23 protein-coding genes and 2 pseudogenes are annotated in these 25834 nt (G+C 74.5%); 12 read left to right on the top strand and 13 right to left on the bottom strand.

All coding sequences use genetic code 11. The annotated features are described in order from the left end of the window. Together AC2CHG_RS18220 and AC2CHG_RS18215 are read right to left on the bottom strand one after the other, a co-directional pair. Positions 1 to 414: pseudogene (locus tag AC2CHG_RS18220) on the bottom strand (hypothetical protein); the annotation flags it as partial. A 12-nt stretch (positions 415 to 426) separates the two neighbouring features. Further along, entirely contained in the window at positions 427 to 1779 is a 1353-nt protein-coding gene (locus tag AC2CHG_RS18215) for an MFS transporter (RefSeq protein WP_262016205.1), read from the bottom strand. A gap of 73 nt (positions 1780 to 1852) precedes the next feature. Between AC2CHG_RS18215 and AC2CHG_RS18210 the strand changes: the two genes are divergently transcribed. From AC2CHG_RS18210 to AC2CHG_RS18190, 5 genes and pseudogenes are all read left to right on the top strand, one after another. Beyond that, on the top strand, positions 1853 to 2515 hold the full coding sequence (locus AC2CHG_RS18210) for a TetR/AcrR family transcriptional regulator (RefSeq protein ID WP_410054972.1): 663 nt from the start codon (positions 1853 to 1855) through the stop codon (positions 2513 to 2515). A gap of 54 nt (positions 2516 to 2569) precedes the next feature. Next, positions 2570 to 3877, top strand: coding sequence for a flavin-containing monooxygenase (locus tag AC2CHG_RS18205; protein WP_484525199.1), 1308 nt, complete (start codon positions 2570 to 2572; stop codon positions 3875 to 3877). Continuing rightward, a complete protein-coding gene (locus AC2CHG_RS18200; protein ID WP_484525198.1) occupies positions 3874 to 4731 on the top strand; it encodes an SDR family NAD(P)-dependent oxidoreductase in 858 nt (285 codons plus the stop codon). Before AC2CHG_RS18205 ends, AC2CHG_RS18200 begins: the two co-directional genes overlap by 4 nt. A 10-nt stretch (positions 4732 to 4741) precedes the next feature. Further along, positions 4742 to 4876: pseudogene (locus tag AC2CHG_RS18195) on the top strand (NUDIX hydrolase); the annotation flags it as partial. Between the two features lie 88 nt (positions 4877 to 4964). After that, the gene (locus AC2CHG_RS18190) at positions 4965 to 5252 is read left to right on the top strand and encodes an NUDIX hydrolase (RefSeq protein ID WP_484525197.1); all 288 of its coding nucleotides are present in this window, start codon (positions 4965 to 4967) and stop codon (positions 5250 to 5252) included. Here AC2CHG_RS18190 and AC2CHG_RS18185 read toward each other — a convergent pair. From AC2CHG_RS18185 to AC2CHG_RS18165, 5 genes are all read right to left on the bottom strand, one after another. Then, the gene (locus tag AC2CHG_RS18185; protein ID WP_484525196.1) at positions 5249 to 7426 is read right to left on the bottom strand and encodes a glycoside hydrolase family 95 protein; all 2178 of its coding nucleotides are present in this window, start codon (positions 7424 to 7426) and stop codon (positions 5249 to 5251) included. The genes AC2CHG_RS18190 and AC2CHG_RS18185 overlap by 4 nt on opposite strands. After that, the gene (locus AC2CHG_RS18180) at positions 7423 to 8442 is read right to left on the bottom strand and encodes a LacI family DNA-binding transcriptional regulator (RefSeq protein WP_366623625.1); all 1020 of its coding nucleotides are present in this window, start codon (positions 8440 to 8442) and stop codon (positions 7423 to 7425) included. Before AC2CHG_RS18180 ends, AC2CHG_RS18185 begins: the two co-directional genes overlap by 4 nt. Continuing rightward, entirely contained in the window at positions 8439 to 10847 is a 2409-nt protein-coding gene (locus AC2CHG_RS18175) for a beta-glucosidase (protein WP_484525195.1), read from the bottom strand. The genes AC2CHG_RS18180 and AC2CHG_RS18175 overlap by 4 nt, the downstream gene beginning before the upstream one ends. 238 nt (positions 10848 to 11085) lie before the next feature. Then, a complete protein-coding gene (locus AC2CHG_RS18170; RefSeq protein ID WP_484525194.1) occupies positions 11086 to 12282 on the bottom strand; it encodes an ROK family transcriptional regulator in 1197 nt (398 codons plus the stop codon). 47 nt (positions 12283 to 12329) lie between these two features. After that, positions 12330 to 14693, bottom strand: a complete 2364-nt coding sequence (locus AC2CHG_RS18165; protein ID WP_484525193.1) for a TIM-barrel domain-containing protein — start codon at positions 14691 to 14693, stop codon at positions 12330 to 12332. Between the two features lie 115 nt (positions 14694 to 14808). On the opposite strand from AC2CHG_RS18165, the gene AC2CHG_RS18160 reads away from it, so the two are divergent. Next, positions 14809 to 16809, top strand: coding sequence for a beta-galactosidase (locus AC2CHG_RS18160; protein WP_484525192.1), 2001 nt, complete (start codon positions 14809 to 14811; stop codon positions 16807 to 16809). 50 nt (positions 16810 to 16859) lie between these two features. Here the strand turns inward: AC2CHG_RS18160 and AC2CHG_RS18155 are convergent, their stop codons facing one another. Beyond that, positions 16860 to 17510, bottom strand: a complete 651-nt coding sequence (locus tag AC2CHG_RS18155) for a LysE family translocator (protein ID WP_396882989.1) — start codon at positions 17508 to 17510, stop codon at positions 16860 to 16862. A 128-nt stretch (positions 17511 to 17638) separates the two neighbouring features. Here AC2CHG_RS18155 and AC2CHG_RS18150 point away from each other — a divergent pair, with 128 nt between their 5' ends. After that, the gene (locus tag AC2CHG_RS18150; RefSeq protein ID WP_366623617.1) at positions 17639 to 18175 is read left to right on the top strand and encodes a GNAT family N-acetyltransferase; all 537 of its coding nucleotides are present in this window, start codon (positions 17639 to 17641) and stop codon (positions 18173 to 18175) included. Positions 18176 to 18194: 19 nt separating this feature from the next. Here the strand turns inward: AC2CHG_RS18150 and AC2CHG_RS18145 are convergent, their stop codons facing one another. Next, positions 18195 to 18581 (bottom strand): YkvA family protein, encoded by a 387-nt coding sequence (locus AC2CHG_RS18145; RefSeq protein ID WP_318336359.1) that lies wholly within the window; start codon positions 18579 to 18581, stop codon positions 18195 to 18197. Positions 18582 to 18700: 119 nt separating this feature from the next. Here AC2CHG_RS18145 and AC2CHG_RS18140 point away from each other — a divergent pair, with 119 nt between their 5' ends. Next, positions 18701 to 19171 carry a DnaJ family domain-containing protein gene (locus AC2CHG_RS18140; RefSeq protein WP_484525191.1) on the top strand — a complete coding sequence of 157 codons (471 nt, stop codon included), beginning with the start codon at positions 18701 to 18703 and terminating at the stop codon, positions 19169 to 19171. A gap of 7 nt (positions 19172 to 19178) precedes the next feature. Here the strand turns inward: AC2CHG_RS18140 and AC2CHG_RS18135 are convergent, their stop codons facing one another. Both AC2CHG_RS18135 and AC2CHG_RS18130 read right to left on the bottom strand, forming a co-directional pair. Then, positions 19179 to 19745, bottom strand: coding sequence for a maleylpyruvate isomerase N-terminal domain-containing protein (locus tag AC2CHG_RS18135; RefSeq protein WP_262016307.1), 567 nt, complete (start codon positions 19743 to 19745; stop codon positions 19179 to 19181). Next, the gene (locus AC2CHG_RS18130; protein ID WP_484525190.1) at positions 19742 to 20518 is read right to left on the bottom strand and encodes a class I SAM-dependent methyltransferase; all 777 of its coding nucleotides are present in this window, start codon (positions 20516 to 20518) and stop codon (positions 19742 to 19744) included. The genes AC2CHG_RS18135 and AC2CHG_RS18130 overlap by 4 nt, the downstream gene beginning before the upstream one ends. A 233-nt stretch (positions 20519 to 20751) precedes the next feature. Here AC2CHG_RS18130 and AC2CHG_RS18125 point away from each other — a divergent pair, with 233 nt between their 5' ends. Together AC2CHG_RS18125 and AC2CHG_RS18120 are read left to right on the top strand one after the other, a co-directional pair. Next, a complete protein-coding gene (locus AC2CHG_RS18125; protein WP_484525189.1) occupies positions 20752 to 21684 on the top strand; it encodes a TerC family protein in 933 nt (310 codons plus the stop codon). Positions 21685 to 21713: 29 nt separating this feature from the next. Then, a complete protein-coding gene (locus AC2CHG_RS18120) occupies positions 21714 to 22571 on the top strand; it encodes an MBL fold metallo-hydrolase (RefSeq protein WP_484525188.1) in 858 nt (285 codons plus the stop codon). Here AC2CHG_RS18120 and AC2CHG_RS18115 read toward each other — a convergent pair. After that, entirely contained in the window at positions 22568 to 23164 is a 597-nt protein-coding gene (locus AC2CHG_RS18115) for a hypothetical protein (RefSeq protein ID WP_262016311.1), read from the bottom strand. The two genes, AC2CHG_RS18120 and AC2CHG_RS18115, sit on opposite strands and share 4 nt — an antisense overlap. Before the next feature lie 208 nt (positions 23165 to 23372). Here AC2CHG_RS18115 and AC2CHG_RS18110 point away from each other — a divergent pair, with 208 nt between their 5' ends. After that, on the top strand, positions 23373 to 23831 hold the full coding sequence (locus AC2CHG_RS18110; protein WP_484525187.1) for a tetratricopeptide repeat protein: 459 nt from the start codon (positions 23373 to 23375) through the stop codon (positions 23829 to 23831). Positions 23832 to 23846: 15 nt separating this feature from the next. On the opposite strand, the gene AC2CHG_RS18105 is transcribed toward AC2CHG_RS18110, so the two are convergent. After that, complete coding sequence (locus tag AC2CHG_RS18105) at positions 23847 to 24440, bottom strand: TetR/AcrR family transcriptional regulator (RefSeq protein WP_484525186.1); 594 nt, start codon at positions 24438 to 24440, stop codon at positions 23847 to 23849. 130 nt (positions 24441 to 24570) lie between these two features. Between AC2CHG_RS18105 and AC2CHG_RS18100 the strand changes: the two genes are divergently transcribed. Next, positions 24571 to 25758 (top strand): macrolide family glycosyltransferase, encoded by a 1188-nt coding sequence (locus AC2CHG_RS18100; protein ID WP_484525200.1) that lies wholly within the window; start codon positions 24571 to 24573, stop codon positions 25756 to 25758. Positions 25759 to 25834 lie beyond the last annotated feature (76 nt).

Raw genomic sequence — 25834 nt, 5'->3', positions numbered from 1 at the left:
GGCGTACGCGGCGTGGGCCTGCTGCCGGTCGCGGGCTGCCGCCGCGGTCGCGTCCTCGGCCTCACGGCGGGCCTCGTCGCGTTCGGCGTGCGCCGCCGCGACCTGCGCGGACGTCTCCGCGCGCAGGTCGGCGAGCTGCCGCTCCACACCCGCAGGGGACAGTTCGGCGTGCAGCGCCTCGGTGAGCGTCTCCACGATCTGGTCGAGCCGGTCCACCGCCTCCCAGGTGCGCGCCACCTGCCCGGGCAGGCCGGGGGAGTTGCGGTGGCGCATCCGCGAGTTGCGGGCGGCCCGCTGGCAGGCGCCGTCGTTGTCCCGGCAGTAGCGGAACGGGCGGCCCGCGCCGACGCGCTGCGGCACGTCGCGTCCGCAGTGGGCGCAGGGTCGGGTGTCGGTGGCGGGCTCGGCGTCCATCGGGGGCGAAGTCTAGTGGGCCGCGTCCGCGCGGGCCGCGCCGTCGAGGGTGTAGCGGCGTTGCAGCAGCACCGCGACCACCATCACGGCGGCGGGCAGCAGCCCGAAGCCGTAGCGCAGCGCGTCCAGCGCGGCCGGGGACTGGGTCACGCTCTGCCCGGCGGTGGAGGCCACGAACCCGCCGGCGGCGAGGCACAGCGCGTACGCGTAGGGGCCCAGCGCGGCGCCGGTGGCCTCGGTGGCGGTCCACACCCCGGTGTACGTGCCGGCCCGCTCGGTGCCGCCGGCCGCGCGGATCACGTCGGGCAGCATCGAGAACGGCAGCAGTTGCATGCCGGCGAACGCCACCCCGAGCACCGCCACGGCGGCCACCAGCACCGGCAGCCCGGCGGGGCGGCCGATCGCCAGCACCAGCGACCCGGCGGCGAACGCGGCCTGCCCGGCGAGCAGGGCGCGTTGCTTGCCGATCCGCCGCGCCACCGCCAGCCAGCCCGGCGTGACGAGCAGCGCCGGTGCGACGAACGCGGCCACCAGCACCGTGGTGAGTCCGGGGCGGCCCAGCTCGTACTCGGCGTAGTAGGGCACCCCGGCGAGCACCAGGTGGGTGGTGGTGGACATGGCCAGGTACGCGCCGACCAGCCAGCGGAACTGCCGGTCCCGCAGGCTCGCCGCCAGCGCCCGCCACCCGCCCGGGCCGTGCGGCGGGGCCGTGTCGGCGGCGGTACGGCGCAACCGGCCGATCCCGGCGACGCCGACCAGCATCGCGGCGAGCATCCCGGCCGCCAGCACCACGCCCATCCGCAGGTAACCGTCGCGGGTGGCGTCGTCGCCGCCGGCCAGCAGCGGCGCGAGCAGTCCGGAGACCAGGATGCCGAGCGTCAGCACCACCATCCGGAACGCCATCAGCCGGGTCCGCTCGTGGTAGCCGATCCGCAGGTCCGCCGGGGTCGCCAGGTAGGGCACCTGGTACGCGGCGAACAGCAGGTTGCCGGCGACGAAGAACACCGCCACCCAGCCGGCCGCGGCGGCGCCGGTGAGGCCGCCGGGCACCGCGAACAGCGCGGCGAACGCCAGCGGCAGCACACATCCGGCCAGCAGCAGCCGGCGGCGGTGGCCCCGGCGGGCCTGCTCGACGTCGCAGCGGTGCCCGATCCACGGGTGCAGCAGCACATCGGCGATCTTCGGCAGCAGCAGCGTGAGCCCGGCGAGCCACGGCGCGACGGCCAGCACGTCGGTCAGGAAGTAGAGCAGCAGCAGCCCGGGCACGGTGACCCAGACGCCCATGCCGAGCGAGCCGGTGGCGAACCCGACGAGCGGGCCGCGCGGCAGGGTGACCGCGTCGGAGCGCTGATCCAGCCCGGTCATGGCGGTCTCCTGTCCTCGGGGCATGCCGCCCCCAATCCAACGGTTGCTGGATTGTAGGGGTAACAATGGCCGGATGACCATGCCCCGCCGCCGACCGGGCCGGCCCCGGCGCGACGACCAGCGGCCCACCCGTGACCTGGTGCTCGCCGCCGCCACCGCGTTGTTCGCCGAGCGGGGCTTCGACGCGGTGAGCGTCCGCGACGTCGCCGCCGCGGCGGGCGTGGACGCGGCCACCGTCGTGCACCACACCGGCACCAAGGCGCAGCTCTACGACGCCTGCTTCGCCCGGGTGTTCAGCGCCGAGCGGGAGGTCGTCGAGGCGGCCGGGGAACGCGCCCGGGCGGCCCTGGCAGCGGGCCCGCAGGACGCGCTGCGGGCGCTGCACGACCTGCTGGACGTGTTCGTCGACTTCCTGGAGGACCGGCCGGAGACCACAGCGCTGTGGCTGCGCCGCTGGCTGGAGCCGCAGCGCCACGGCGAACTGGACCGCCGCTACGCCGCCCCGCTGTACGGGCTGGTCGAGGAACTGCTGGTGGCGGCGTCCGGAGCGGGCGCGCTGAGTGAGCCGACCCCGCACGTGACGGTGCGTTCCCTGGTCTGGGCGGTGCACGGGCACGTGGTGGCGCTCGCCGCCGGGGCCGGCTCAGGTGCGCGGGAGCGACGGGAGTTCCGGGCGTTCGTGCACCGGTTCCTCGACGCGCTGTACGCCGGCGGCCCGGGAGACACCCGGCCTTGACGCAGGCCCGCACTCCGGGGATTATCCATCGGTCGTTGGATTAAGGAGGCGGGTATGGCCACACCCAGGGTCGCTGTCGTCGGCGCCGGAGCCGCCGGCCTGGCCACACTCAAGGCGCTCGCCGACGCCGACGTCCCGGCCGTCGCGTTCGAGACGGCCGACACGCTCGGCGGCCTCTGGGTGTACGGCGCACCCGGCTCGCCCGCGTACCGCACGCTGCACCTGAACACCAGCAAGGGGCGCACCGAGTTCGCCGACCACCCGATGCCCGCCGACTGGCCGGACTACCCCGACCACACCCGCGTCGCCGGCTACCTCGGCGACTACGCCGACCGGTTCGGGCTGCGCGAGGCGGTACGGCTGCGGCACACCGTCGACCGGGTCACCCGCACCGGCGACGGCTGGCGGGTACGCGCCACCGGCCCGGACGGCCCGGTCGCTGTCGACGTCGAGGCGGTGGTGGTCGCCAACGGGCACAACCGGGTGCCGAAGCGACCCGAGCCGTACCCGGGCGAGTGCACCGCCGAGCAGATGCACAGCCACGACTACCGCGGCCCGGAACAGCTCGCCGGGCGCCGGGTCCTCGTGGTCGGCGGCGGCAACTCCGCCATGGACATCGCCGTCGACGCCTCGTACGCCGCCGCGCGGACGCTGCTGTCGCTGCGCCGCGGCGTGTGGGTGGTGCCCAAGTACCTGCTCGGCCGCCCGTCGGACACGCTCAACGGCGCGCTGGCCCGCCGGCTGCCCTGGCGGCTGCGCCAGCGGATCAGCCAGACCATGATCACCACAGCGGTCGGGCCACCCACCCGGTACGGCCTGCCAGCACCGGCGCACGGTTTCCTCCAGGACCACCCGACGCTGTCCGACGCGCTGCTGTCCCGGCTCACCCACGGTGACATCCAGGCCCGGCCCGGCATCGCCCGCTTCGACGGTGACCGGGTCGAGTTCACCGACGGCCGCCACGACGATGTCGACCTGGTCGTCTGGTGCACCGGCTACCGGGTCGAGATGCCGTTCCTCGACCCGGCGCTGCTCGGCGACGGCGCCGACCGGCTGCCGCTGTACCGGCACGTGTTCCACCTGGACGCACCCGGCCTGGCGTTCGTCGGGCTCATGCAGTCCACCGGCGCGGCGTTCCCCCTGGTCGAGGCGCAGGCCCGGCTGGTGGCCGCGCGCCTGGCCGGCACCTGGGCGCCACCGGATGCGGCCCGGCAGGCCGCCGCCTGCCGCGAGGAGCTGCGCGCCGCCACCGCCCGGTGGGGGCAGCGCCGCCCGCACATGCGCGTCGACTTCGACGTCTACCTGGCCGAACTGGGCCGCGAACTGGCCGCCGGCCGGCGCCGCGCCGGAGCGGGACGATGAGCGCGGCAGGCCGGAACCCGGCCGCCGGAGCAGGCGCTCTGGCCGGGCGGCGGGTGCTGGTCACCGGCGCCCGGGGCACGTTCGGGCAGCACCTGGGCGCGGCGCTGACCGCCGCCGGCGCCCACGTGGTCGGGCTGGACCTGCACGCCGACCTCGACGCCACACCGCCGGTGCTCGGCGTCGACCTGACCGACCCGGCCGCGACGCCACCGGCGGTGGCCGCCGCGGTCGACCGGCTCGGCGGGCTGGACCTGCTGATCAACAACGCCGGGGTGGGCGGGCCCGCGCCCGCCGAGCTGCCGCCGGACGAGGTGGTACGCCGCCAGATCGAGGTGAACCTGCTCGCCGCCTGGCGCACCACCGCCGCCGCGATGCCGGCCCTGGAGGCGGCCCGCGGCCGGGTGATCTTCGTGGCCAGCCGGATGGCGGTGCTGCCGCTGCCCCTCGCAGCCGCGTACGGCGTCAGCAAGCGGGCGCTCGTCGCGTACGCCGACGCGCTGCGCCACGAGGTCGGCACCCACGTCGGCGTCAGCGTCGTCTACCCGAGCATGGTCGCCTCCCCGATCCACGACAGCACCGTGGCGGCCGGGCTGTCGCTGAGCGGCGTGTCCCGCCCGGAACCGGTCGAGGGGGTGGTGGCGGCGATCCTGCGCGCCGCCACCGCCCGGCGCGCGCCACGGGACGTGGCCACCACCCGGCGCGGCCGGATCGAACTGGCGCTGGCCCGGCACGCACCGGCCCTCGCGGACCGGATGGTGCGCCGTACCGTCGCCGCACGGCTGGCCGCCGGTGACCTGGACGGTGCGGCGCTGGCCGAGGGCATGGTCCGGCGGCACCGGCAGGACCGCCGGTAGCCTGCTCGGCATGGCCGTCTCGCCCTACATCGCCCGGCTGCGCCGCCACGTCGGCCACGACCTGCTCATGCTGTACGGCGTCAGCGGCGTGGTCACCGACGACGCGGGACGGGTGCTGCTGGCCCGCCGGGGCGACAACGGCCGCTGGTCGGTCCCGGCGGGCACCGTCGACCCGGGCGAGCAGCCGGCCGACGCGCTGGTGCGGGGAGGTCCACGAGGAGACCGGCGTCAAGGTGGCGATCGACCGGCTCGCCGGTGTCGCCACCCACCCGGTGGTCTACCCCAACGGCGACGCCTGCGAATACCTGAACATCTGGTTCCGCTGCCGGGCGGTCGGCGGGGCGCCCGCGGCCGACGGCGACGAGTCGCTGGCGGTGGCCTGGTTCGCGCCGGACGCGCTGCCCGACCTGGACGACTGGGCGCGGCTGCGGATCGGCACCGCGCTCACCGACGAGGCCCCGCCGTGGTACGCCGCACCGGGCGAGAGCCACCCGGCGCTGCACCAGCCCGACAACCTCTAGCCGAACGCCACCTCGTACGCCCGGTCCGGGGCCAGATCCACCGCACGGTGGCCGCCGGGCGCGTGCACCACCACGCGTTGCGCCACCGGCGACACCAGCCGCGCCCGCACCCGCCCCGGCGCCCAGGTCAGCTCCTCGACGGTGACCCGGCCCCGGCAGGTGACCCCGCGCAGCGCGCCCGAGGGCAGGCCGGGCAGCGGCGCGGGGAGCAGCCGCAGCGTTCCCGGGCGCGACTGCACCAGCGACTCGATCAGCACCGCCGGGAGCGCGTGCGCGGCGTCGGCGTTGTACGTGGTCCGGCCCGGGTTGTGCGCGCTCATCAGCGACCGGAAGAACATGTCCGCGCCGAGGATCTTGCGCAGGTTCACCGCGACCAGCTCACCGTCCCGTAGCCGGGCCGCCGCGAGCGCCCGGTGCAGGCTGCCGTGCGCGGACCGGTTCTCGTCGCCGCGCAGCGTCAGCGCCCGGTGCGCGGCGGCGGCCAGCTCCGGAGTGTCGTCCCTGTCGATCTCGTGCAGCGGCCACACCGGGTACAGGTGGCTGACGTGCCGGTGGTCCTCGTCGCCGGTGCTGCCGGGCCACGCCCACTCGGCGAGCGCGCCGCGCCCGTCCACCAGGTAGTCCGGCGGCCGTATCCCGGCCCACCGGTCGTCGCCTGTGACCTCGGCGGCCAGCCGCAGCGCGTGCCGGGCCGCCGCGACGTCCATCGTGGCGTTCACCGCGACCGGCGCGGTCCGGCCGGTGTCGTCGTACGGGCCGGTCTCCGGCGAGTACGACGGCACCAGCACCGGCCGCCCGTCCACAGCGGTCAGCACGTCCGCGAAGAAGTCCGCCACCTCGGCCAGCCAGCCGGCCACCTCGCCCAGCGGCTCACCGGTGACCAGGTGATGTTCGTGCAGCGGATGCAGCAGCCAGTCCGCGCCGGCCAGCCACGCGGTGAACGGCCAGTCCGGGTGGACGTGGAACAGGTGCCCGTGCTCACCGTCGGTGCGGCTGGGCGCCAGCAACCCGCGTGCCCCGTACACGGCCCGCGCGTTGGCACGCCAGTGGTCCACCTGGGCGGCGACCAGCCGGGCGTGCGCGGCTGTCACCTCCGGCAGCGCGCCCACGTTCGCACCGGCCAGTTGCAGGTTGAGGTTCGCGTCGGTGGTGAAGTCGCCGGCCCACGCCGCGTCCCACGAGCCCAGCCACAGCCCGGTCAGCCGGGGCGGCAGCACCCCGCTGGCGCTGAACAGCAGGTACCGGCCGACGTGGAACAACCGTTCCAGCAGCGCCGGGTCCAGCCGGTCCGGCGCGTCGGCCTGCCGGGCCAGCAGCTCACCCACTGGTAGCGCCCGGTCGGCATCCGGCACGCCGAGGTCCAGGCCGACCCGGGTGTACGGACCACGATGGCGAGGTACGTGCCGGGCCAGCAGCGCGTTGTAGTCCCCGGCCAGCGCGGCGAGCCGCCGCTCCGCAACCCGGGTCCGCCACGGCGGCGCGTCGGGCCGGTCGACGAGCGTGGTGAGCAGCGCCGGTCCGCGTACCCGCACCCGGTCGCCGTCGACGCTCACGTCGCCACGCAGCAACGTCAGTCCTTCGAACCCGTACGCGCCGCCGGCGTGCGGGTAGCGGGCGCGTATCCGCAGGAACACCAGCCCGTCGCGGCGGTACGCGGCGCGCTCGTACACCACGTCGGCCGGTCGGCCGGGCAGCTCACCCGTCGCCCCGACGACGCAGTCGCCCTGGTCGAGGTGCAGCACCGCGACACCGTCGGCGCGGGAGGCGAAGCAGCGCCGCCACCCGCCCGACCACTCGACGGTCACCTCGCCGGTGGTGAAGTCGGTGTCGCGCCGGTAGTCGCGCACCGGTCCGGGCGCGGAATCGACGGTGAGCGCGTACCCGGGGTGGAACGACTGGGTCCACTCCAGCTCACGGCCGCCGGTGAGCAGCCGGGCGGCCTCGGCACGGCGTCCGGCGAGCACCAGTGCGCGGATGTGCGGCATCCGGCCGGCCAGCTCCGGCGCACGCGCGTGCCGGGTGCCGTTGGGCAGGACGAGCCGGTGGTGGTTCACCACGATCCGTTCCGCGTGCGGCCGCCCGTGGACCATGAGTCCCAGCTCGCCGTTGCCGGTGAGGAAGGCGTCCGTCCAGTCGCCTGCCGGCGCGGTGTCGTGGATGCCGTGCGCAGTCACTGGCCGGCGCTGGTGTCCCGCACGGTGAGGTGCGGTTCCAGCAACGTCACCTCCGGCACTCCCTCGCCGCTCAACCGCCGCATGAGCAGCGCCACCGCCTGCCGGCCGACCTCCTCGGCGGGCACCGGTACGCAGGTGAGCCCGGACTGCTCGGCCAGCTCGTCCGGGCAGATCGCGACCACCGACACGTCGCGGGGCACCCGCCGGCCCAGCAGGGGCAGCGTGGCGAGCACCGGCCCGACCGCCGACTCGTTCTGCACGACCAGCCCGGTCACGTCCGGGTGGTCGGCGAGCAGCGCCTCCAGATTGCGGCGCACCGCGGCCGGTCCCTCCTCGCAGGGCCGGGTCACCGCGTCGACGCCGAGCCGCTCGGCGGCGGCGCGTACCCCGGCGCGGGTGCGGTGGGCGAACCCGGTGCCCCGGTCGTAGACCGCGGCGGGCGCGCCGAGCAGCGCGATGCGCCGGTGCCCGGCGGCGGCCAGGTGTTCCACGCACAGCTCGCCCGCGCGCCGGAAGTCGAGGTCCACGCAGGCCAGCCCGGTGCTGTCGGCGGGGTGCCCGATCAGGACACCCGGCAGCGCCAGGTCCCGCAGCAGCGGCACCCGGGAGTCCTCCAGCTCCACGTCCATCAGCAGCACGCCGTCGACGAGTGCGCTGCCGGCGATGCGGTGCAGCCCGGCCGGCCCCTCGTCGGCGGTGACCAGCAGCACGTCGTGGTCGTAGCTGCGGGCGGTGGTGACCACTGCGGTGGCGAAACGCATCACCACCGGCACCTGCATGCCGGTACGCAGCGGCAGCACCAGCGCGATCACGTTGGCCTTGCGGCTGGCCAGCGCGCGGGCCCCGGCGTGCGGGTGGTAGCCGAGCGCGCGGACGCTGGCGAGCACCCGGCTGCGGGTGGTGGCCGAGATGGTGCGTTTGCCGCTGAGCACGTACGACACGGTGCTGGCGGCCACCCCGGCGTGGCGGGCCACGTCGGCGATGGTGACCTGCTCGCCGGGGGTCCGGCCGGTCACCGGGCCGCCCCGAAGCTGGTGCCCGCGGGCTCGGCCGTGGCGTCGCCGCCGGTGACGGCGAGCGTGCCGGCCAGCCGGATGTCGCGCGCGGACCGGCCGACCAGCACGGAATGGACGGCGTCCTCCACCACCATCGCGGCGCGGGTCTCGTCCCACCAGGCCAGATCGGCGGTACGCAGCCGCAGCGTCACCCGGGCGGCGCAGCCCGGGTCGAGCGTGACGCGGGCGAAGTCGCGCAACTGCCGCAGCGGCTGCTTGACCCGGGAGCGCCGCTGCCGGGTGTAGAGCTGCACGACCTCGGTGCCCGGGCGGCGGCCCGTGTTGGTGACCTCGACGCTCACCTCCACCTCCTCGCCGGCACGCGCCGTGGCGGTGCTCAACCGGAGGTCAGCGTAGTCGAACGTGGCGTAGCTGAGCCCGTGCCCGAACGGGTACAGCGGCTCACCTCGGTGGTACAGGTAGGTGGTGTCGGCGCCGATGACGTCGTAGTCGAGCAGGTCGGGCAGTTCGGCGGCGTCGGCGTACCAGGTCTGGGTGAGCCGCCCGCCCGGGTCGGCGGCGCCGAGCAGCACGTCGGCGAGCCCGTTGCCGTGCTCCTGTCCACCGTGGGCGCTCCACAGCACCGCCGGCACGTGTTCCTGCGCCCAGCCTGCCGCGTACGGGTAGCTGCTGGTCAGCGCCAGCACGGTACGCGGGTTCGCGGCGTGCACGGCCCGCAGCAGATCGGCCTGGCCGGTGGGCAGCGCCAGGTCGGCCCGGTCCTCGGTCTCCCGGCCGTTGACCATCGGGTGGTTGCCGAGCACCACCACGGCCACGTCGGCGGCGGCGGCGAGTGCGGCGGCAGCGGCAGCTCCGTCGGCGAGCAGCGTCACGGTGAACACGGCCGGGTCGCCGGTGGCGACGCTCAGCCGCCCGTCAGGTGCGACGCCGACGTGCCGGCCGGTGGCGAGGTGGTGCAGCAGCGCGGTGCCGTCGGGCCGGTGGTGCAGGCGGAACGTCTCGCGTACCACCCAGCCGCCGGGCCCGTCGCGGTCGGCGACGAGCGCCCCGGTGTCGTCGGCGCCGACGTACCGGCCGGTGTCCGCGGCGCGCAGCGCCACCACGTCCTGCCCCCAGTCGACCACGTCGAACTCGGCCGGGCTGTCGCCGAGCGCCAGCGGGCCCTCGTCGTCGTGGCGTACCGCCCGGTCGCCGACGTGCAGGGTGATCCGGTCGGTGCCGGGGTGGGTGGTCACCTCGGGCAGCCGCCCGAGCAGCCCCGCGTGCAGGCTGATCACGTACGGCGGGGTGCCGCTGTACCAGTCGGTGAGCACTGTGTCGGCGAGCGGGCCGAGCACCGCGACCCGGGTGCCGGGGCGCAGCGGCAGCAGGCCGTCGTTGTGCAGCAGCACCACCGACTGGCGGGCGGCCTCGCGGGCGAGTTCCCGGTGGGCGAGGCTGTCGAGCGTGTCCGGCGGCACGTCGTCGTGCGGGTCCGGGGCCAGGTCGCCAAGCCGCGACCGGACGGACAGGATCCGCCGCACCGCCCGGTCCACGTGGGAGGGCTCGATCAGCCCGCGCGCCAGCGCCTCGGTGAGCCGTTCCACTGTGGGGGCGCTGTCCTCGTCGTCCTCGGTGAAGCTGTCGATGCCGGCGCGCAGCGCGGCGGCGAAGCCGGCCACGTGGTCGGGTAGGTACTCCTGCACGCCGGCGATGTTGCCGACCGCCCCGGCGTCACCGACCACCATGATCTCGTCGTCGGCGTAGCCGCGCAGCTCACCCTCGATCAGCGGGCTCAGGTGCGCCGGTACGCCGTCGACCAGGTTGTACGACGCCATCACCGCCACCGCCGCGCCCGCCGCCAGGGGAGCGCGGAAGGCGGGCAGTTCGTACTCGTGCAGCACCCGCGGCGGCAGGTTGCTGGACGTGGTGGCCCGGTCGGTCTCGTTGTTGTAGCCGAGGAAGTGCTTGAGCGTCGGCGCGGTCCGCAGCCGGATCGGGTGGTCGCCGCGCAGCCCCAGCGCGTACGCGGTGGCCAGCTCGCCGGTCAGCCACGGGTCCTCGGACCAGCCCTCCTCGTTGCGCCCCCACCGGGGGTCGCGCAGCGGGTTGACCACCGGTGCCCACACGTTGAGGCCGACGCGGTCCGGGTCGGCCCGGTGCTTGACCCGCACCTCGTCGCCGACGGCGGACCCGACCGCCCGGATCAGGTCCGGGTTCCAGCTCGCGGCGAGGCCGATCGCCTGCGGGAAGACGGTGGCGGTGCCGAGCCACGCGACGCCGTGCAGCGCCTCGGTGCCGGTGCGGAACGCGCGCAGGCCGAGCCGGGGCACCGGCGCCTGCCACTGGTGCAGCAGGCCGAGCTTCTCCGGCAGGGTGAGCCGGGCCAGCAGGTCGTCGAGACGGTGGGGGACGGGGTCGGTCATGGTGGGCGCCTCCGGTCGGCGTTCGGGCCGCCGCTCGTTCGTCGAAGCGCTTCGACGGACGAGCCGGTGATGCGGCGGCGCGTACGCGAAAAAGGGGTGGTGGGGGTCGGCGGTGTCGGCCCGGAGCGGTGGTGAAGCGCTTCGACAATCGCCGAAAAACACGCCGCTTCGCAGGTTGCCCGGTCCCGGAACGCGGCGCTACCGAGGTTGACACCTTCCGGCGGGTGCGGTCAAGGGGTCATCCGGCGGGCAGGCGTCCCGCCTCCACTGTGGCGAGTGCGGCGGTGGCCCCGCCCAGCGCGCCGGCCGCGGACCCGAGCGTGCTTGCCTCCAGCCGTACGCCGGGCGGGACGGGTGTGCGGGCGGCGAGTTCGGCGTGGGCGGCCGGCAGCAGCCACGGCGCGAGCGCCGCCAGGTGGCCGCCGACCACCACCACCTCCGGGTCGAGCAGCCCGGACAGCACCGACGCCGCCTGCCCGAGCAGCCGGCCGATCTCGGTGAGCCCGGTCCGTACCGGCTCGTCCCCGGCACGGGCCAGGGCCTGGATCCGTTCGATCTCCGGCAGGTGGTCGGTGACCGGCTCGGCGTCCGGTAGCAGCCGGCCGATCACCGCGTCCACGCCGAGGAGCGCGGTGAGGCAGCCGCGTCGCCCGCAGTCGCAGGGCGGGCCGCCAGCGGCCAGCGGCAGGTGCCCGATGTCGCCGGCGAAGCCGCGACCGCCGCGCAGCAGCCGGCCGCCGCTGATCAGGCCCGCGCCGATCGCCGGGCCGCCGGTGAGGTGCACCAGGTCGGTCGCGGCGGCGTACGGACCGTGCCGCCGCTCGGCCAGCGCGGCGAGGTTGGCCTCGGTGTCGACGGCGACGGGGAAACCCCTGTCGCGCAGCGCGCGGCGCACCGACGCGGCAAGCGGCACGCCGCGCCAGCCCAGCGCCGGGGCGGCCGGCACGTCGCCGTCCGGGTCGACCAGCCCTGGTACGGCAACGGTCAGGCCGAGCACGGTGCGGTCCGCGCCGATACGGGTGACGGCCCGCCGGACCAGTGCGGCGAGCGCCTTGACCGTCTCCTCGGGACCGGCGGTGGCGGCGGGGAACGCGCGCCGCCACGTGAGCACCGGGTCACCGCCCAGCCCGGCGGCGACCGCCACCAGTTCGTCCGCGCCGACGCGCAGGCCGAGCCCGGCGTAGCGGGCGCCGTCGAGCACGAGCATGGTGGCCGGGCGGCCCACCCGGTTCTCGGTCAGCCCGGTCTCGCGCAGCAGGCCGTGCTCGATCAGCTCGGCGACCAGGCTGGAGACGGTGGCCTTGTTCAGCCCGGTACGCGCGGCGACGTCGGCCCGGGAGCAGGGGGCGTGGCGGCGGACGTGCCGGAGCACCGCGGCCCGGTTGGTCACCCGCACGTCGCCGAGGTCGGCCGTCGGCCGGTCGATGCTGATCACGTACTGCCCGCCTCCTGCGCCCGGCCCGAGTTCGGCTACAGCTTAAACTAAATGGGCGAGATTCCGGCCGGCCGGTCTCCGCCGCCGAACCACGGCGCGAACGGCGTCACCGGGACCGGCTCGCCGCCGAGCACCACCCGGCGCGGCGGATCCTCCCCGACCACGCTGACCCGCCGCACGTCCAGCGGCCCGTCCACGCGTACACGCAGCGTGTCCCCGTCGCGTGCGGCGGTGATCGTGGTGTCGCCGTCAGGGTCCCGCACCACGCTCACGCCGTCGACACCGCCCCAGGCCACCAGCGTGACGTCCCGGAAGGGGCCGGTACCGACCGTCGCCGCCGGCGCCACAGTGGGGATCAGCGCGCCGTGCCGCACGTACAGCGGCAGCCGGTCGATGGGTACGCGCACCCGCAGGTGCCCGCCGCCGGGGTGCCGCTGCCCGGTGTACGCGTCCAGCCAGTCGTCGCCCGCCGGCAGGTAGACGGCGCGTTCGCCGGACCTGTCGAGCACCGGTGCCACCAGCAGGTCGGGGCCGAGGCGGTACTGGAGGTCGGCGGTCCAGGCGGCCGGGTCGTCCGGGGTGTCGACGAGCAGCGCCCGCATCATCGGGCCGCCGGTACGGGCGCTCGCCACCGCCGCCGACCAGAGGTACGGCAGCAGCCGGTAACGCAGCCGCAACGCGTCCACCGCGTGCCGTTCCGCCTCGGGCGGGAACTCCCACGGCAGCCGGCTCGTGGTGCCGTGCAGCCGCACCAGCGGGGAGAGCGCGCCGAACTGGGTCCAGCGCACGTACAGGTCCGGTTCGGGCGTGCCGTGGAAGCCGCCGGTGTCGTGGCTCCAGAACGGCACCCCGGACAGCCCGTGGGACAGGCCGCCGCGCAGCGTGCTGGCCATGCCCGGCCAGGTGGCGTTGACGTCGCCGCTCCACTGCGCGCTGTGCCGCTGCCCGCCCAGGTACGACGAGCGCGCCCACACCGTGCGGTGCCCGGCCACCTCCTCGGTGACGTCGGCGACCGCGTCGTTGAACAGCAGCGCGTACACGTTGTGCAGTTCCACGCCGGTCATGCCGTTGTGCGCGACCGCGTCGGCCGGTACGCCCTCGGCGAAGTCGGTCTTGAACACCGCGACGCCCTGCGCCAGCAGCGGCCGCAGCAGGCCCTGGAACCAGCGCACCGCGGCCGGGTTGGTGAGGTCCACGATGGCGCCCGCCGGGTAGCTGCCGTGCCAGGTGTCGGCGACGTACGTGCCGCCGTCGGGGTGGCGCAGGAAGTACCCGGCGGCCTCGGCCTCGGCGTAGAGCGGGCTGCCGGTCATCAGGTACGGGTTCATCCACAGGCACACCCGGAAGCCCTGCTCGGTGAGGTCCTTGAGCATGCCGTCCGGGTCGGGGAAGGCGTCGGCGTCCCAGCGCAGGTCCGACCAGTGCCCGGCGACCTGCCAGTAGCAGTCCAGGTGCAGCACGTCGCAGGGGACGTCCCGCTCGCGGAGGCGCCGGGCCCGCTCCAGCACCCGCTGCTGGCTGTCCGGGAAGAAGCCGGACGAGATCCACGCGCCGAACGCCCACCTCGGCGGCAGGTACGGCCGCCCGGTCAGCGCGTCGAGCCGGTCGAGCACCCGCTCCGGGGTGGGTCCGGCCAGCACGTAGTAGTCGAGCAGGTCGTCCGGGACGAGGATCTGCACGCTGCTGTGGGTGCTCGCGCACACGTCGAACTGCACCGGCAGTCCGCTGTCGACCAGCAGGCCGTAGCCGCGGTCGGACAGGTAGAACGGCACGTTCTTGTGCGACCGGTCGGACTCGCCGCCGAACGCGTCGAAGTTCCACATCAGCGGTCGCTGGCCGCGCTTGTCCAGCGGCGTGAACTTCTCACCGAACCCGACGAACCGTTCGTCGCCCGGCGCCACGAAGCTCTCGTGCCACGCGACCGGCTCGCCGTCGAACGTGGAGCGGCCGAGCGGCAGCGTACGACGCCGGCCGCTGATGTCCCGGGTGCCGCCGTCGGAGGCGAGCAGCAGCCGCCCGTCGGGGGTGACGAAGCGCAGCTCCCACGGGTCCAGGCGCAGGTCGGCGATCACGCCGCCGGCACCCACCCGGACGTGCCCGTCGGCCACGGTCACCGTTGCCGGGTGCGGTTGCGGGTGGACCAGCGTCAGCGCGGCCGCGGACCGGCTGCGGACCGAGAGGTCGTCGGCGAGGCGTACCCGGATGATCCCGTCTCCGGCGGCCTCGATGCGCGCGACGAGCGTGCGGCCGGACGCGCAGGCCGCGGTCACCGTGACGCCGTGCGCGTCGGTCGCTGCCACAGCGCCCCGCAGCACGTCGTCGGCGCCCTCCTCGCCGGGGGCGCGGACCGGCAGGTCGGGCGGGTCGGCCACGAACGTCTCGTACGGGACCAGCGGCGGGCGGTACGGCATGGGCGTCTCCTCGCGGCGTCCACGGGCGGTCCCGCCAGTTTCTTTGGAAGCCCAACTAACTGTCAATGATCGACGGCATTGACTTTCCTTCTCACCTGTTCCTATTTTGGCCGGGATGCCAACTAAAACGCCGTGGGACGACGGCCGGCTCTGCTACGGCGGGGACTGGAACCCGGAACAGTGGCCGCCCGATGTGTGGCACGAGGACGTCGCCCTGATGCGCGCCGCCGGGGTCGACCTCGTCACCGTCGGCGTGTTCGCCTGGTCCCGGCTGGAACCCGAACCCGGCCGCCACACGCTCGACTGGCTCGACGACGTGCTGGACCTGCTCCACGCGGCCGGCATCCGCGCCGCCCTGGCCACCCCCACCGCGTCGCCGCCGCCGTGGTTCTCGCTGCGCCACCCGGACGCGCTGCCGGTCACCGCCGACGGCGTACGCCTGACCCACGGCAGCCGAGACACCTACTGCGCCGCCGCGCCCGCGTACCGGGCCGCCGCCCGGAGCATCGCCGAGGTGCTCGCCGCCCGGTACGCGCACCACCCGGCGCTGGCGCTGTGGCACGTGCACAACGAGTACGGCACCACCTGCCACTGCCCGCACACCGAGGCGGCGTTCCGCCGCTGGCTGGCCACCCGCTACGGCGACCTCGACGCGCTGAACGACGCCTGGGTCACCAGCTTCTGGAGCCAGCACTACTCCGACTGGGCGCAGGTCGGCACGCCCCGCGCCACCCAGTACCTCGCCAACCCCGGCCAGCTGCTCGACTTCCGCCGCTTCTGGTCCGACACGTTGCTGTCCGCGTACACCGAGCAGCGGGACCTGCTGCGCGCGGCCAACCCGGCGGTACCTGTCACCACCAACTACGTGCTCGGCGACTGGGTGCCTGTCGACCACGCCCGCTGGGCGCGCGAGGTCGACCTGGTCGCGATCGACCACTACCCGTCCGCCACCGACCTGGGCGCCGAGGAGCAGACCGCGTTCGCCGCCGACCTGGCCCGCGGCTGGGCCCGTCACGGCGCCGGACGGCCGGTGCCGTGGCTGCTGATGGAGAGCGCCCCCAACCAGATCCACACCGCCGGGCGCATGCACACCAAGGAACCCGGCCGGATGACCCGGCACAGCCTCGCCCACGTCGCGCGCGGCTCCGCCGGCGTGATGTTCTTCCAGTGGCGTGCACCGGCCGGTGGGGCGGAACGCTTCCACTCGGCAGTGGTGTCGCACGCCGGGGCGGATACCCGCGTGTTCCGCGAGGCCGCCGACCTGGGCGCCGCGCTGGGCCGGCTCGCCGGGACCGCGCCGGGCCGCGTCCAGGCTGGGGTGGCCATCGCGTACGACGCGGCGAGCGGCTGGGCGCTGCGGCACCCGGGGATGCCCCGCGACGGGCTCGACCACCCCGGCGAGGCGGCCGCCGTGCACCGGGCCCTGTGGCACGCGGGCGTCACCGCCGACGTGGTGCCGCCCGGCGTCCCGCTCGACGGTTGCCGGCTGCTCGTGCTCCCCGCCCTCTACCTGGCCTCGGACGCCACAGTCGACTGGGTACGCCGGCACGTCCACGACGGCGGGCACCTGCTGGTGACCTGGCTCAGCGGCGTCGCCGACGAGCACGCCCGGGTACGCCTCGGTGGCTACCCGGGCGCGTACCGGGACCTGCTCGGGGTGCGGGTGGAGGAGTTCCATTCCCTCGCCGACGACGAACACGTGCCGCTGAGCGGGGGCGGGACCGGCCGGATCTGGTCCGAGACGGTGCACCCGGCCGGCGCCGAGACCATCAGCGCGTACGCGGGGGGAGTGCTGGACGGGCGGCCCGCGATCACCCGGAACCGGGTCGGTGACGCGTACGCCTGGTACGTCTCCACCCGCCCCGACGACGACACCTACCGGCGGCTGCTCACCGAGGCGGCAGGGCTCGCCGGCGTGGCCCCGGCCTGTCCCGGCGCGCCCTCGGGCGTCGAGGCGGTACGCCGCCAGGACGGCCTGCTCTACCTGCTCAACCACACCGGCCGGCCGCAGCGGGTGCCGGCCGCCGGGCTCGACCTGCTGACCGGCGCGACCGTCGACGGCGAGTTGACGGTGGCGCCGGGCGGCGTGGCGGTGGTACGCGAGGAGATCCCGTGACGAGGCACTGGTGGTGGGACGGCGGCGGTTGCCGAGGCGCGTACCCCTGGTCAGGGGGTGGCGACGGCGGCGCGGGAGCGGTCGGCGGCGATCCGCACCGCGAGCGCCGCCAGCACCGTGCCCATCACCCACCGCTGCACGCGTGCCCAGCCCGGACGGCGGGTCAGGAACGCCGACACCGAGCCGGCGCTGAGCACGATGAGCGCGTTCACGGTCAGCGCCACGACGATCTGCGTCAGGCCGAGCAGCAGACTCTGCACCGCCACGTGCCCGCGCGCCGGGTCGACGAACTGCGGCAGCAGCGACACGTACAGGATGGCGATCTTCGGGTTGAGCAGGTTGGTGACCAGGCCCATGGTGAACAGGCGCCGGGGCCGGTCCGGCGGCAGCGGCGCAGGGGTGAACGCCGACGCGCCACCCGGGCGCAGCGTTCGCCAGGCCAGCCACAGCAGGTACGCCGCGCCGGCCAGCTTCACCGCCGTGTACAGCGGCGGGACCAGCACGAACACGGTGGCGATGCCGGCCACCGCGGCGGCCAGGTAGACCAGGAAGCCGACGGCCACGCCGAGCAGCGACACCAGCCCGGCCCGCCGCCCCTGCGTCACCGACCGGGACACCAGGTAGACCATGTTCGGCCCGGGTGTGAGCACCAGACCGAGCGCCACCAGACCGATTCCCATGACCGCGCCGACAGTGACCACGTCGCCTCCCCGTTGCCGACCGTGAACCGGACCCTACGCCGGTCGCCGCCGTCCGCGGGTGCCCGTAGCGCCCCGGTGGGGTGTTGCGCGGGTCACGTGATCGGGCGTGCGGCGGTGATACTTGCCGCATGTCGATCGTGCTGTCCGCGCCGGCCACCCCGACCGCTCCCGCCCTGCTGCTGCGCCCGTGGCGCGACGGCGACGCCGACGCGCTGATCGAGGCGTACCGGGATCCGGTGCTGCGCGCCTGGACCAGGCATCCGGTCACCGGCCCGGCGCAGGCGCAGGTGTTCCTGCGGCGCAGCCACCAGGGCTGGGCGGCCGGGCACCGGTTCATGTTCGCGGTGCTGGAGGAGGACCGGGTGGCGGCCTGCGTGGTCCTCAAGGACGTCCGCCCGGGACGCCCGTCCGCCGAGATCGGCTACTGGACGGCCGCGCCGGCACGCGGCCGGGGAGTCGCGCCACGGGCGGTGGAGGCGGTTACCGCGTGGGCGTTCGCCCGGTTCGCCGCCACCGGCCTGACCCACCTGGAGCTGCTGCACCAGGTCGACAACCCGGCCTCCTGCCGGGTGGCGGAGAAGAGCGGGTACGTCTTCGCCGAGGTGCTGCCGGCCCGCCCGCCGTTCCCCCGGGACGGCCACCGCCACGTCCGCCGCCTGCCGTGACGCCGGTCCACCGCTGCTTTCAGCGGCCGAGCAGGCGCAGCAGCAGCCGTGGCTCGCCCGGCCACGCGTCGAGCAGCACCTGCCGGGGCATCTGCCGGGCGGCGTAGCGCAACGCGAGCGCCACCACCACGATGTCGTCGAGCGGGCCGATCACCGGCAGGAACTCCGGGATCAGGTCGATCGGGCTGGCCACCCAGATTCCGGCGACCACGATCGCGACGCGGGCGCGGCGGGGCACCCGCGGGTCGCGGCGCAGCCGTCGTACCGCTGTCACGCAGTCGGGCACGAACGCGGCCAGATCACGCAGGATCCCCGCCGGCAGGCGCCGGGCCAGCAGCACCAGCACCGCCCAGCTCCCGACCAGACAGGCCGCAGCCACCGCGAGTCCGATGAGCCAGTCGCGCACGCCTTCACCCCCGGGGGCACGCTACGCCGCAGTCCCGGCGCGCGGGAACAGTCCGGCGCCGCGCGACGCTGACCGTTGTCGGACGGCGGCGGATACCGTGGGTACGGGAGGTGACGGCGGTGACGACAGGCTGGGAGGCCGCGGTCGAGGCGCAGATCCGCTCGGCCCAGGAGCGTGGCGAGTTCGACAACCTACCGGGTGCCGGCAAGCCCATTCCGGGGCGCGACATGCCCTACGACGAGGGCTGGTGGATCCGCAGCTTCATGGAGCGCGAGCAGATCCCGTCCGACCTGCTGCTGCCCACGCCGCTGCAGTTGCGCCGCCGCATCGAACAACTTCCGGCCGAGCTGCGTGACCTGCCGACCGAGGAGGCCGTCCGGTCGTACGTGTCGGCGCTCAACACCGAGGTGGTGGCCTGGCTGCGTACCCCGACCGGGCCACGCGTGGTGGTCCGCCCAGTCAATGTCGAGGAGGCGGTCCGCCGCTGGCGCGCTGACCGGGAACGCGCCGCGCCGGTCGTCACGGCACCGGAGCCGCAGCACGCCACCTCGGCCCGCCCGCGCCGTCGGTGGCGCTGGTGGCGCCGCTGAGACCGCGTCAGTGACGCGCAGCCTGCCAGGTCCACGCGGTCCGCCGCGGTCTGCCGCCGAGCGGCGCGCGACCGGTCAGCCACAGCAGCACCGGCGCCGGATCGCCGTCCGGCGCGTCGGGGAACAACCGGCGCACCACCCGCGCACACAGCCCAGCGGGCGGCGACCAGTCCAGGTCGAGCCCTCGGGTCAGGTCGTGTGTGTGCAGCAGGATCTCGGCCACGCCCATCGCGGCGAAACCACCCGGATCGCACGGCCCGAAGTGCCACGCCCGGTCGTCCGGGCTCGCCGCGTCGATGGTGGCGGCGAGCATCCCGGCCGCGGCCGCCGCGACGGTGAGCACCTCGGCCGGCGCGGCGTCGGCGCGTACCCGCAGGTCGAACGGGAGATAGCCGCCGCCGGGCCGGCCGGACACCTGACCGGCGTACGCGACCAGGTCGTGCGCGATGTGCGCGGCCGTGGTCCAGCAGGACCAGTCCAGGTCTCCCGCGCGTACCGTCCAGTCCCGGTCGGCGGCGGGCCGCAGCACGGCGGTCATCGCGTCGGCGGCGGACCGGACGTCCCCACCGTTCACCTGCGCCGTACCCGCAGTACGCAGGTGAGCATCGGCAGCGTGAACTCCCCGTCGGCCGTCTCCGGCCGGCTCGCCAGGTACGCGCGGATGCGGTCGAGCGTCTCGGTGCGCTCCCGTTCCGGCATGACCAGCATCCCGGCCCGGGTGGCGAGCGTCGCCACGAGCGAATCGGCGGTACGGCGCTGCCCGTGCGGGAACTCCGCCTGCTCGGGCGAGCCGAACCGGGCCTCGCCGGTCCTCGGCAGGTGCATGGTCGCTGTCGCGGCGCGCCAGCTCGCGGGCGTGTCCCGGGGGCCGATGGCGGCGCTGCCGCTGACCACCGCGAGTCCGGCGACCCAGTCGACCCGGTCGTCCACGACGTTCCACAGTCCGGCGAGGACACCGCCGGGCGCGAGGACGCGGGCGATCTCCGGCCCGGCCACTGCCATGTCGAACCAGTGCATGGCGTTGCCGGCGACCACGGCGTCGACGGAGGCGTCCGGCAGCGGGATCGCCTCGGCGCTGCCGGGCAGTGCGCGTACGCCAGGCAGGGTGCGGCGGAGTTCGGCGAGCATCGCCGGGTCCGGCTCCACGGCCGTGACGTCGTCGCGCACCTCGGCCAGCGTGGCGGTGAGCTTGCCGGTGCCCGCGCCGAGGTCGAGCACCCGCGCACCGGGCGCGGGTTCGAGCGCCCAGCGCAGGGCGGCCCGCGCGTAGTCCGGGCGGTGTTCGGCGTACGCGGTGGCCGCCGCGCCGAACGACGAGGAGTGCCGGAGTCGTGCATCTTCGTCCATCGGGTCACCCTATCGATGGCGCGGACGCCTTGACGTACGAACAGTGCTTCGTGAATACTGGATCGTAGTTCGAGGGGGAGTACCCGACGATCCACGTATCGCCGTCAGTACGGGCCCGGCCCATCCGGATCCCGGCGATGCAGCCACCGCGACGGGTGGCCCGGGGAGACCTTCGTCCAGCAGCGCCGGCGCACCCCGGGTGGGCCGGCCCGGACGAGAGGCCTCCCTTCGTCATGTCCGTGTCCTGGTGGATCTGGGCGCTCCTCATGCTGGCGATCGCGGCGATGCTCGCCGTGGACCTGTTCCTGCACCGCGACAACCACGTCATCGACTTCCGTGAGGCAGCGGTCTGGTCCGGTATCTGGATCGCCGCCGGTCTGCTCTTCGGCGTCGTCCTGTGGGTCTGGCAGGGCGGCGACGTGGCGGGCACCTACTACGCCGGCTATCTGATCGAGAAGGCGCTGTCGATCGACAACGTCTTCGTCTTCGCGTTGATCTTCACGTCCTTCGCCGTGCCCGCCGCGTTCCAGCACAAGGTGCTGTTCTGGGGGGTGATCGGCGCTCTGGTGTTCCGGCTGGTGTTCATCTTCGTCGGCGCCGAGCTGCTCGAGACGTTCTTCTGGACCGCGTACGTGTTCGGCGCGTTCCTCGTCTGGACCGGCTACAAGATGGCGTTCCGCCACGGCGAGCAGACCCCGCCGGAGCGCAACCCGGTCGTCCGGCTGGTCCGCCGGATCGTTCCGACCGACCCGGCCTTCCACGGTGACAGGTTCTTCACCCGGGTCGACGGGAAGCGGGTCGCGACTCTGCTGTTCGTGGTCCTGATCGCGGTGGAGGCCACCGACCTGATCTTCGCCGTCGACAGCGTCGCCGCGATCCTGGCGATCACCACCAGCACGTTCATCGTCTGGACCGCCAACGCCTTCGCCATCCTCGGCCTGCGCAGCCTCTACTTCTGCCTCGCCGGGCTGCTGCGCCGCTTCGTGCACCTGCACTACGGCCTGGCCGTCCTGCTCGCCTTCGCCGGCGTGAAGTTGATCCTCTCGGAGACGCCGGTCGGCAAGCTGCCCATCCCGGTCACCCTCGGCGTGATCGTGGTGACGATCGCGGTGTCGATCGCGTGGAGCCTGCGCAGCACCCGCGGCACCGCGCCGGACGGCAGCTGACGCGAGGACGTGCGCACTACCATCGGCGCATGGGCTCGGGCGGGGCGTCTGTCGAAGCCGTCTTCTTCGGCACCTCGACCGTCCACGTGTCCGACGGCAGCTCCGGAATCCTGATCGACGGTTTCCTGAGCCGGCCCTCACTGCTGCGCGTCGCGCTGGGCCGCGTGGCCCCCGACCTCGGGCGGATCACCGCCGCGCTCTCCCGGTCCGGCGTGACCCGTCTCGACGCGCTCTTCGTCTCCCACTCCCACTACGACCACGTCATGGACGCCCCCGAGGTGGTGAAGCACCTCGGGGGACGTCTGTTCGGCTCCGAGTCCACTCTGAACGTGGGACGCGGCGCGGGCCTCGGCGAGCAGTCGATGACCCGGCTCGCCGACGGCGAGGAGTACCGCGTCGGCGCGTTCACCGTGCGCGTGTTCGCCGGCGACCACAGCCCGGGCAACAGGTTCCCCGGTGTGATCGAGGAACCGCTCGTCCCACCGGTCAGGGCGAGCAGGTACCGCGACGGCGGGTGCTTCTCGTTCCTCATCACCCACCCCGGCGGTTCGCTGCTGATCCACCCGAGCGCCAACTACGTGCCGCACCGGTTCGACGGGCTCGACGTCGACGTCCTCTACCTCGCGATCGGCGCCCTGGGGGTGCAGCCGCAGCAGTTCCAGAGCGACTACTGGCGGCACGTGGTGGACGCGACCCGGCCCGGCCTGATCGTGCCGATCCACTGGGACGACTTCTTCGTCTCCCTGGACCGCGGGCTGCGGCCGCTGCCGAGGTTCTTCGACAGGTTCGCCGTGGCAAGGGCGTTCCTCGACCGCAAGAGCCGGGAGAGTGGCATCGCCGTACGGTTCCCGGAGCCCTTCGAGGTCGTCAGGCCGTTCGTACGCTAGGTGCTCTCGTCGCACGCGGCGCCGATCGCGAGGCGCACCTCGACCTGCCGTCCGGGCGACTGGATCACCAGCGGTACGCACGCCGGGCTCGCCACCCAGGTGCCGCCGGTGTAGACCGACCATGCGGTCGACGCGTTCGCGGCGGGGCACGCCTCCACCTGCACAGTGGTCGTCGGGACGGCGCCCGGGCCCCACCCGATGCGGGCACGATCTCCCCAGCCGGGCGCCACCCGCACCTCCACGGCCGCTCCGACCCGTACGAGCAGGCCCCATTTGGCGAAGAGACGCGTCGGCCCTCGTCCAGCGGATGACTCGTTCGGCTGCACCACAGTCGACGACACCGCCACGGTGTCAGCCACGACGCGGTACCCCTCACCCGGTTCCGGTGTCGTGGCGATCGAATCGGCGCACCGCAGGCTCTGCCCGCCCTCGGGAAGTGGTGGCAGCGGCGCGGCCTGCGCGCCGGGGGAGACGGGATCCGACGCGGCCGGTTCAGGTCGCTCCGCATCGTCCTCGCTGGTGCACCCGGCGGCTGCGAGCAGCAGGCAGGTGGTCAGGGCGACGTGCCCCCATCTCCGGTTCGCGGCGCGCACGCCTCGATCCTTTCAAACTTCGCCCCCGAGGCAAGCCCGCTCGGGGACTTGTTTAACGGATTACCGGTAACAGCAATCCGCTAAATCATGCGGTCAAACAGGACGAATCGACACTGCACCATAATGACAGTTATGTGCGCGCAGGCTCCGTGGGCGCTGTCGGCGTACGATCACGCCACCGCAGCCGATCGAAGGGAGCAGGGCGACGGTGTTCGACGCGACGCTGACCCGGATCAACGACGGCGTACAGATGCACCACCAGCACGGCCGGCGGGAGGATGCCCGTGACCTGTTCGCCCGGATCTGGGACGAGATCGGCGGGGAGCAGGGTGACCCCCTGCACGTCTGCGTCCTCGCCCACGCGATGGCTGACGTGCAGGACGACGTACGCCAGGAGCTTGTCTGGGACCGGCGGGCGCTCGCGGCGGCCGACCTGCTCACCGACGAGCGGGTCGCGCAGGCCGGGGTGCCGATGTCGGTCGCCGGTCTGTATCCGTCGCTGCATCTGAACCTGGCGGAGTGCCACCGCAAGCTCGGCGAACTCGACCAGGCCCGGGACCACCTCCGGCGGGCCCGGGAGGGGATCGGCGCGCTCGGCGACGACGGCTACGGAAAGCTGATAAGGGACGGACTCGATCGGCTGTCGCAGGAACTGGCCGCCGGATAGGCCGCAGACGAGTGGCTAGCCGCTGGTGCGCGCTGACGGGGTGACGGCGGCGACGACCAGGTCGACGATGCCGTCGGCGTAGTCGTCGGTCAGTGGGCCGTTGCGCAGCAGCCAACGGTGGTAGAGCGGGCCGAACAGCAGCTCCACCACCTGGTCCAGGGCGGCGTCGGGGCGCACCTGGCCGGCCTCGCGGGCGGCCTCCAGGCGGGCGCGGACCGCGTTCAGCTGGGGACGGAGCAGCCTGTCGCGCGCCTGGCCGCCCAGGTCCTCGTCGGCGAGTGTCTCGATGGTGATGGCGCGGGTGGTGGCGGACAGCCGAGGATCGGCGAACTCGGCGACGGTGGCGCGGAGCACCTGGCGCAGATCGGCCCGCAGGTCACCGGTGTCGGGCAGGGCGATGACCTGCGGCATGTCGTCGGCGAGCGCGTCGAGGATGACCGCGCCCTTGCCGCGCCACCAGCGGTAGATGGTCTGCTTGCCGACTCCGGCGCGGGCGGCGATCGCCTCGACGGTCAGGGCCGGGTAGCCGGTCTCGGTCAGCAGCTCCAGCGCGGCGGCGAGGATCGCGCGGCGGGACTGCTCGTTGCGGCGGGCGGGCTGCGGGGTCACGCCACGAGCATACAGCGAGACGAGACGTATCGTCTTGACTGGCGCAGCCGCGCCGTGCTCTGCTTTTGGGCAAGCGAGACGGGACGTCTCGTCTCAGCAGAGATCAGGAGATCACGTGCCGCACATCGCCATGGTCAGCATTCCGTTCCACGGCCACGTCAACCCGAGCCTGGAGATCATTAGTACCCTCGTTCGGCGCGGCCACCGGGTCACCTACGCCAACGATCCCACCTTCGCCGAGGTCGTCCAGCGCACCGGCGCGGAGTTGAAGCCGTACGCCTCGACGCTGCCCGCCGACGGCGGCGCCGACATCGACGACCCGATCGCGCAGCTCACGCTCTTCCTCGACGACGCGATCGCGATGCTGCCGCAGCTGCGGGCCGCCTACGCCGACGACCGGCCGGACCTGTTCCTCTACGACATCGCCGGCGCGCCGGCCCGGCTGCTCGGCGAGCAGTGGGGGATCCCGGCCGTCCAGCTCTCCTCCACGTTCGTCGCCTGGCACGGCTACGAGCAGGAGATGGCGCCCGCCGTGGAGGCGATGCGGGCCGATCCGCGCGGCGCCGACTACTACCGGCGGTTCACGGAATGGTTGACCGCCGAGGGTTCGTCGGTCACCGACAGCATGGCGTTCCAGGGACGGCCGGTGCGCAGCCTGGTCCTGCCGCCGGAGGCGCTCCAGCCGAACGCCGACCGGGTGGACCGGTCGGTCTACAGCTTCGTCGGCCCGGTGCTGGGCGACCGCTCCGGCCAGGGTTCCTGGGTACGACCCGAGCACGCCGGGAAGGTGCTGCTCGTCTCGCTCGGCTCCGCCTTCACCCGGCAGCCCGACTTCTACCGCCGCTGCGTCGCCGCGTTCGGTGACCTGCCCGGCTGGCACACCGTTCTCCAGATCGGCAAGCACGTCGATCCCGCCGAACTCGGCCCCGTCCCGAGCAGCGTCGAGGTGCACCGGTGGGTGCCGCAGCTGGCCGTACTGGAGCAGGCGGACGCCTTCGTCACCCACGCCGGCATGGGCGGCAGCAGCGAAGGTCTCTACTGCGGCACGCCGATGATCGCCGTACCGCAGGCGGCCGACCAGTTCGCGAACGCCGAGCAGTTGGCCGCCCTCGGCGTCGCCCGGGTCGTCGACTCGGCCGGCGTCACCGCCGCGGAGCTGCGCGAGACGCTGCTCGCCCTCATCTCGGACCCGGCCGTGGTGGCCCGCAGCGCCGAGCTGCAGCGGCAGGCCCGCGCCGCCGGTGGCGCCGACCGGGCAGCCGATCTGATCGAGGCCGAACTCGCCACGGTACGGGGCGGCGCCGCGAGCGGCGGGTGAGGGGGGGGGGGGGGGGGGGGGGGGGGGGGGGGGGGGGGGGGGGGCGGGGGGGGGCGCGACTGCCGCCCCCCTGCAG

It is taken from the genome of Micromonospora sp. ATLC20 (assembly GCF_057196585.1).
Note: the sequence above shows the minus strand (reverse complement) of the source record. Positions and strands in the feature narration are given on the sequence as shown.

Coding starts and splice junctions, on each gene's coding strand:
- AC2CHG_RS18200 (WP_484525198.1), top strand. CDS start 3,874: ATGAGCGCGGCAGGCCGGAACCCGGCCGCCGGAGCAGGCGCTCTGGCC.
- AC2CHG_RS18165 (WP_484525193.1), bottom strand. CDS start 14,693: ATGCCGTACCGCCCGCCGCTGGTCCCGTACGAGACGTTCGTGGCCGAC.
- AC2CHG_RS18130 (WP_484525190.1), bottom strand. CDS start 20,518: ATGGACGAAGATGCACGACTCCGGCACTCCTCGTCGTTCGGCGCGGCG.
- AC2CHG_RS18205 (WP_484525199.1), top strand. CDS start 2,570: ATGGCCACACCCAGGGTCGCTGTCGTCGGCGCCGGAGCCGCCGGCCTG.
- AC2CHG_RS18100 (WP_484525200.1), top strand. CDS start 24,571: ATGGTCAGCATTCCGTTCCACGGCCACGTCAACCCGAGCCTGGAGATC.
- AC2CHG_RS18175 (WP_484525195.1), bottom strand. CDS start 10,847: ATGACCGACCCCGTCCCCCACCGTCTCGACGACCTGCTGGCCCGGCTC.
- AC2CHG_RS18120 (WP_484525188.1), top strand. CDS start 21,714: ATGGGCTCGGGCGGGGCGTCTGTCGAAGCCGTCTTCTTCGGCACCTCG.
- AC2CHG_RS18150 (WP_366623617.1), top strand. CDS start 17,639: ATGTCGATCGTGCTGTCCGCGCCGGCCACCCCGACCGCTCCCGCCCTG.
- AC2CHG_RS18210 (WP_410054972.1), top strand. CDS start 1,853: ATGACCATGCCCCGCCGCCGACCGGGCCGGCCCCGGCGCGACGACCAG.
- AC2CHG_RS18160 (WP_484525192.1), top strand. CDS start 14,809: ATGCCAACTAAAACGCCGTGGGACGACGGCCGGCTCTGCTACGGCGGG.
- AC2CHG_RS18125 (WP_484525189.1), top strand. CDS start 20,752: ATGTCCGTGTCCTGGTGGATCTGGGCGCTCCTCATGCTGGCGATCGCG.
- AC2CHG_RS18215 (WP_262016205.1), bottom strand. CDS start 1,779: ATGACCGGGCTGGATCAGCGCTCCGACGCGGTCACCCTGCCGCGCGGC.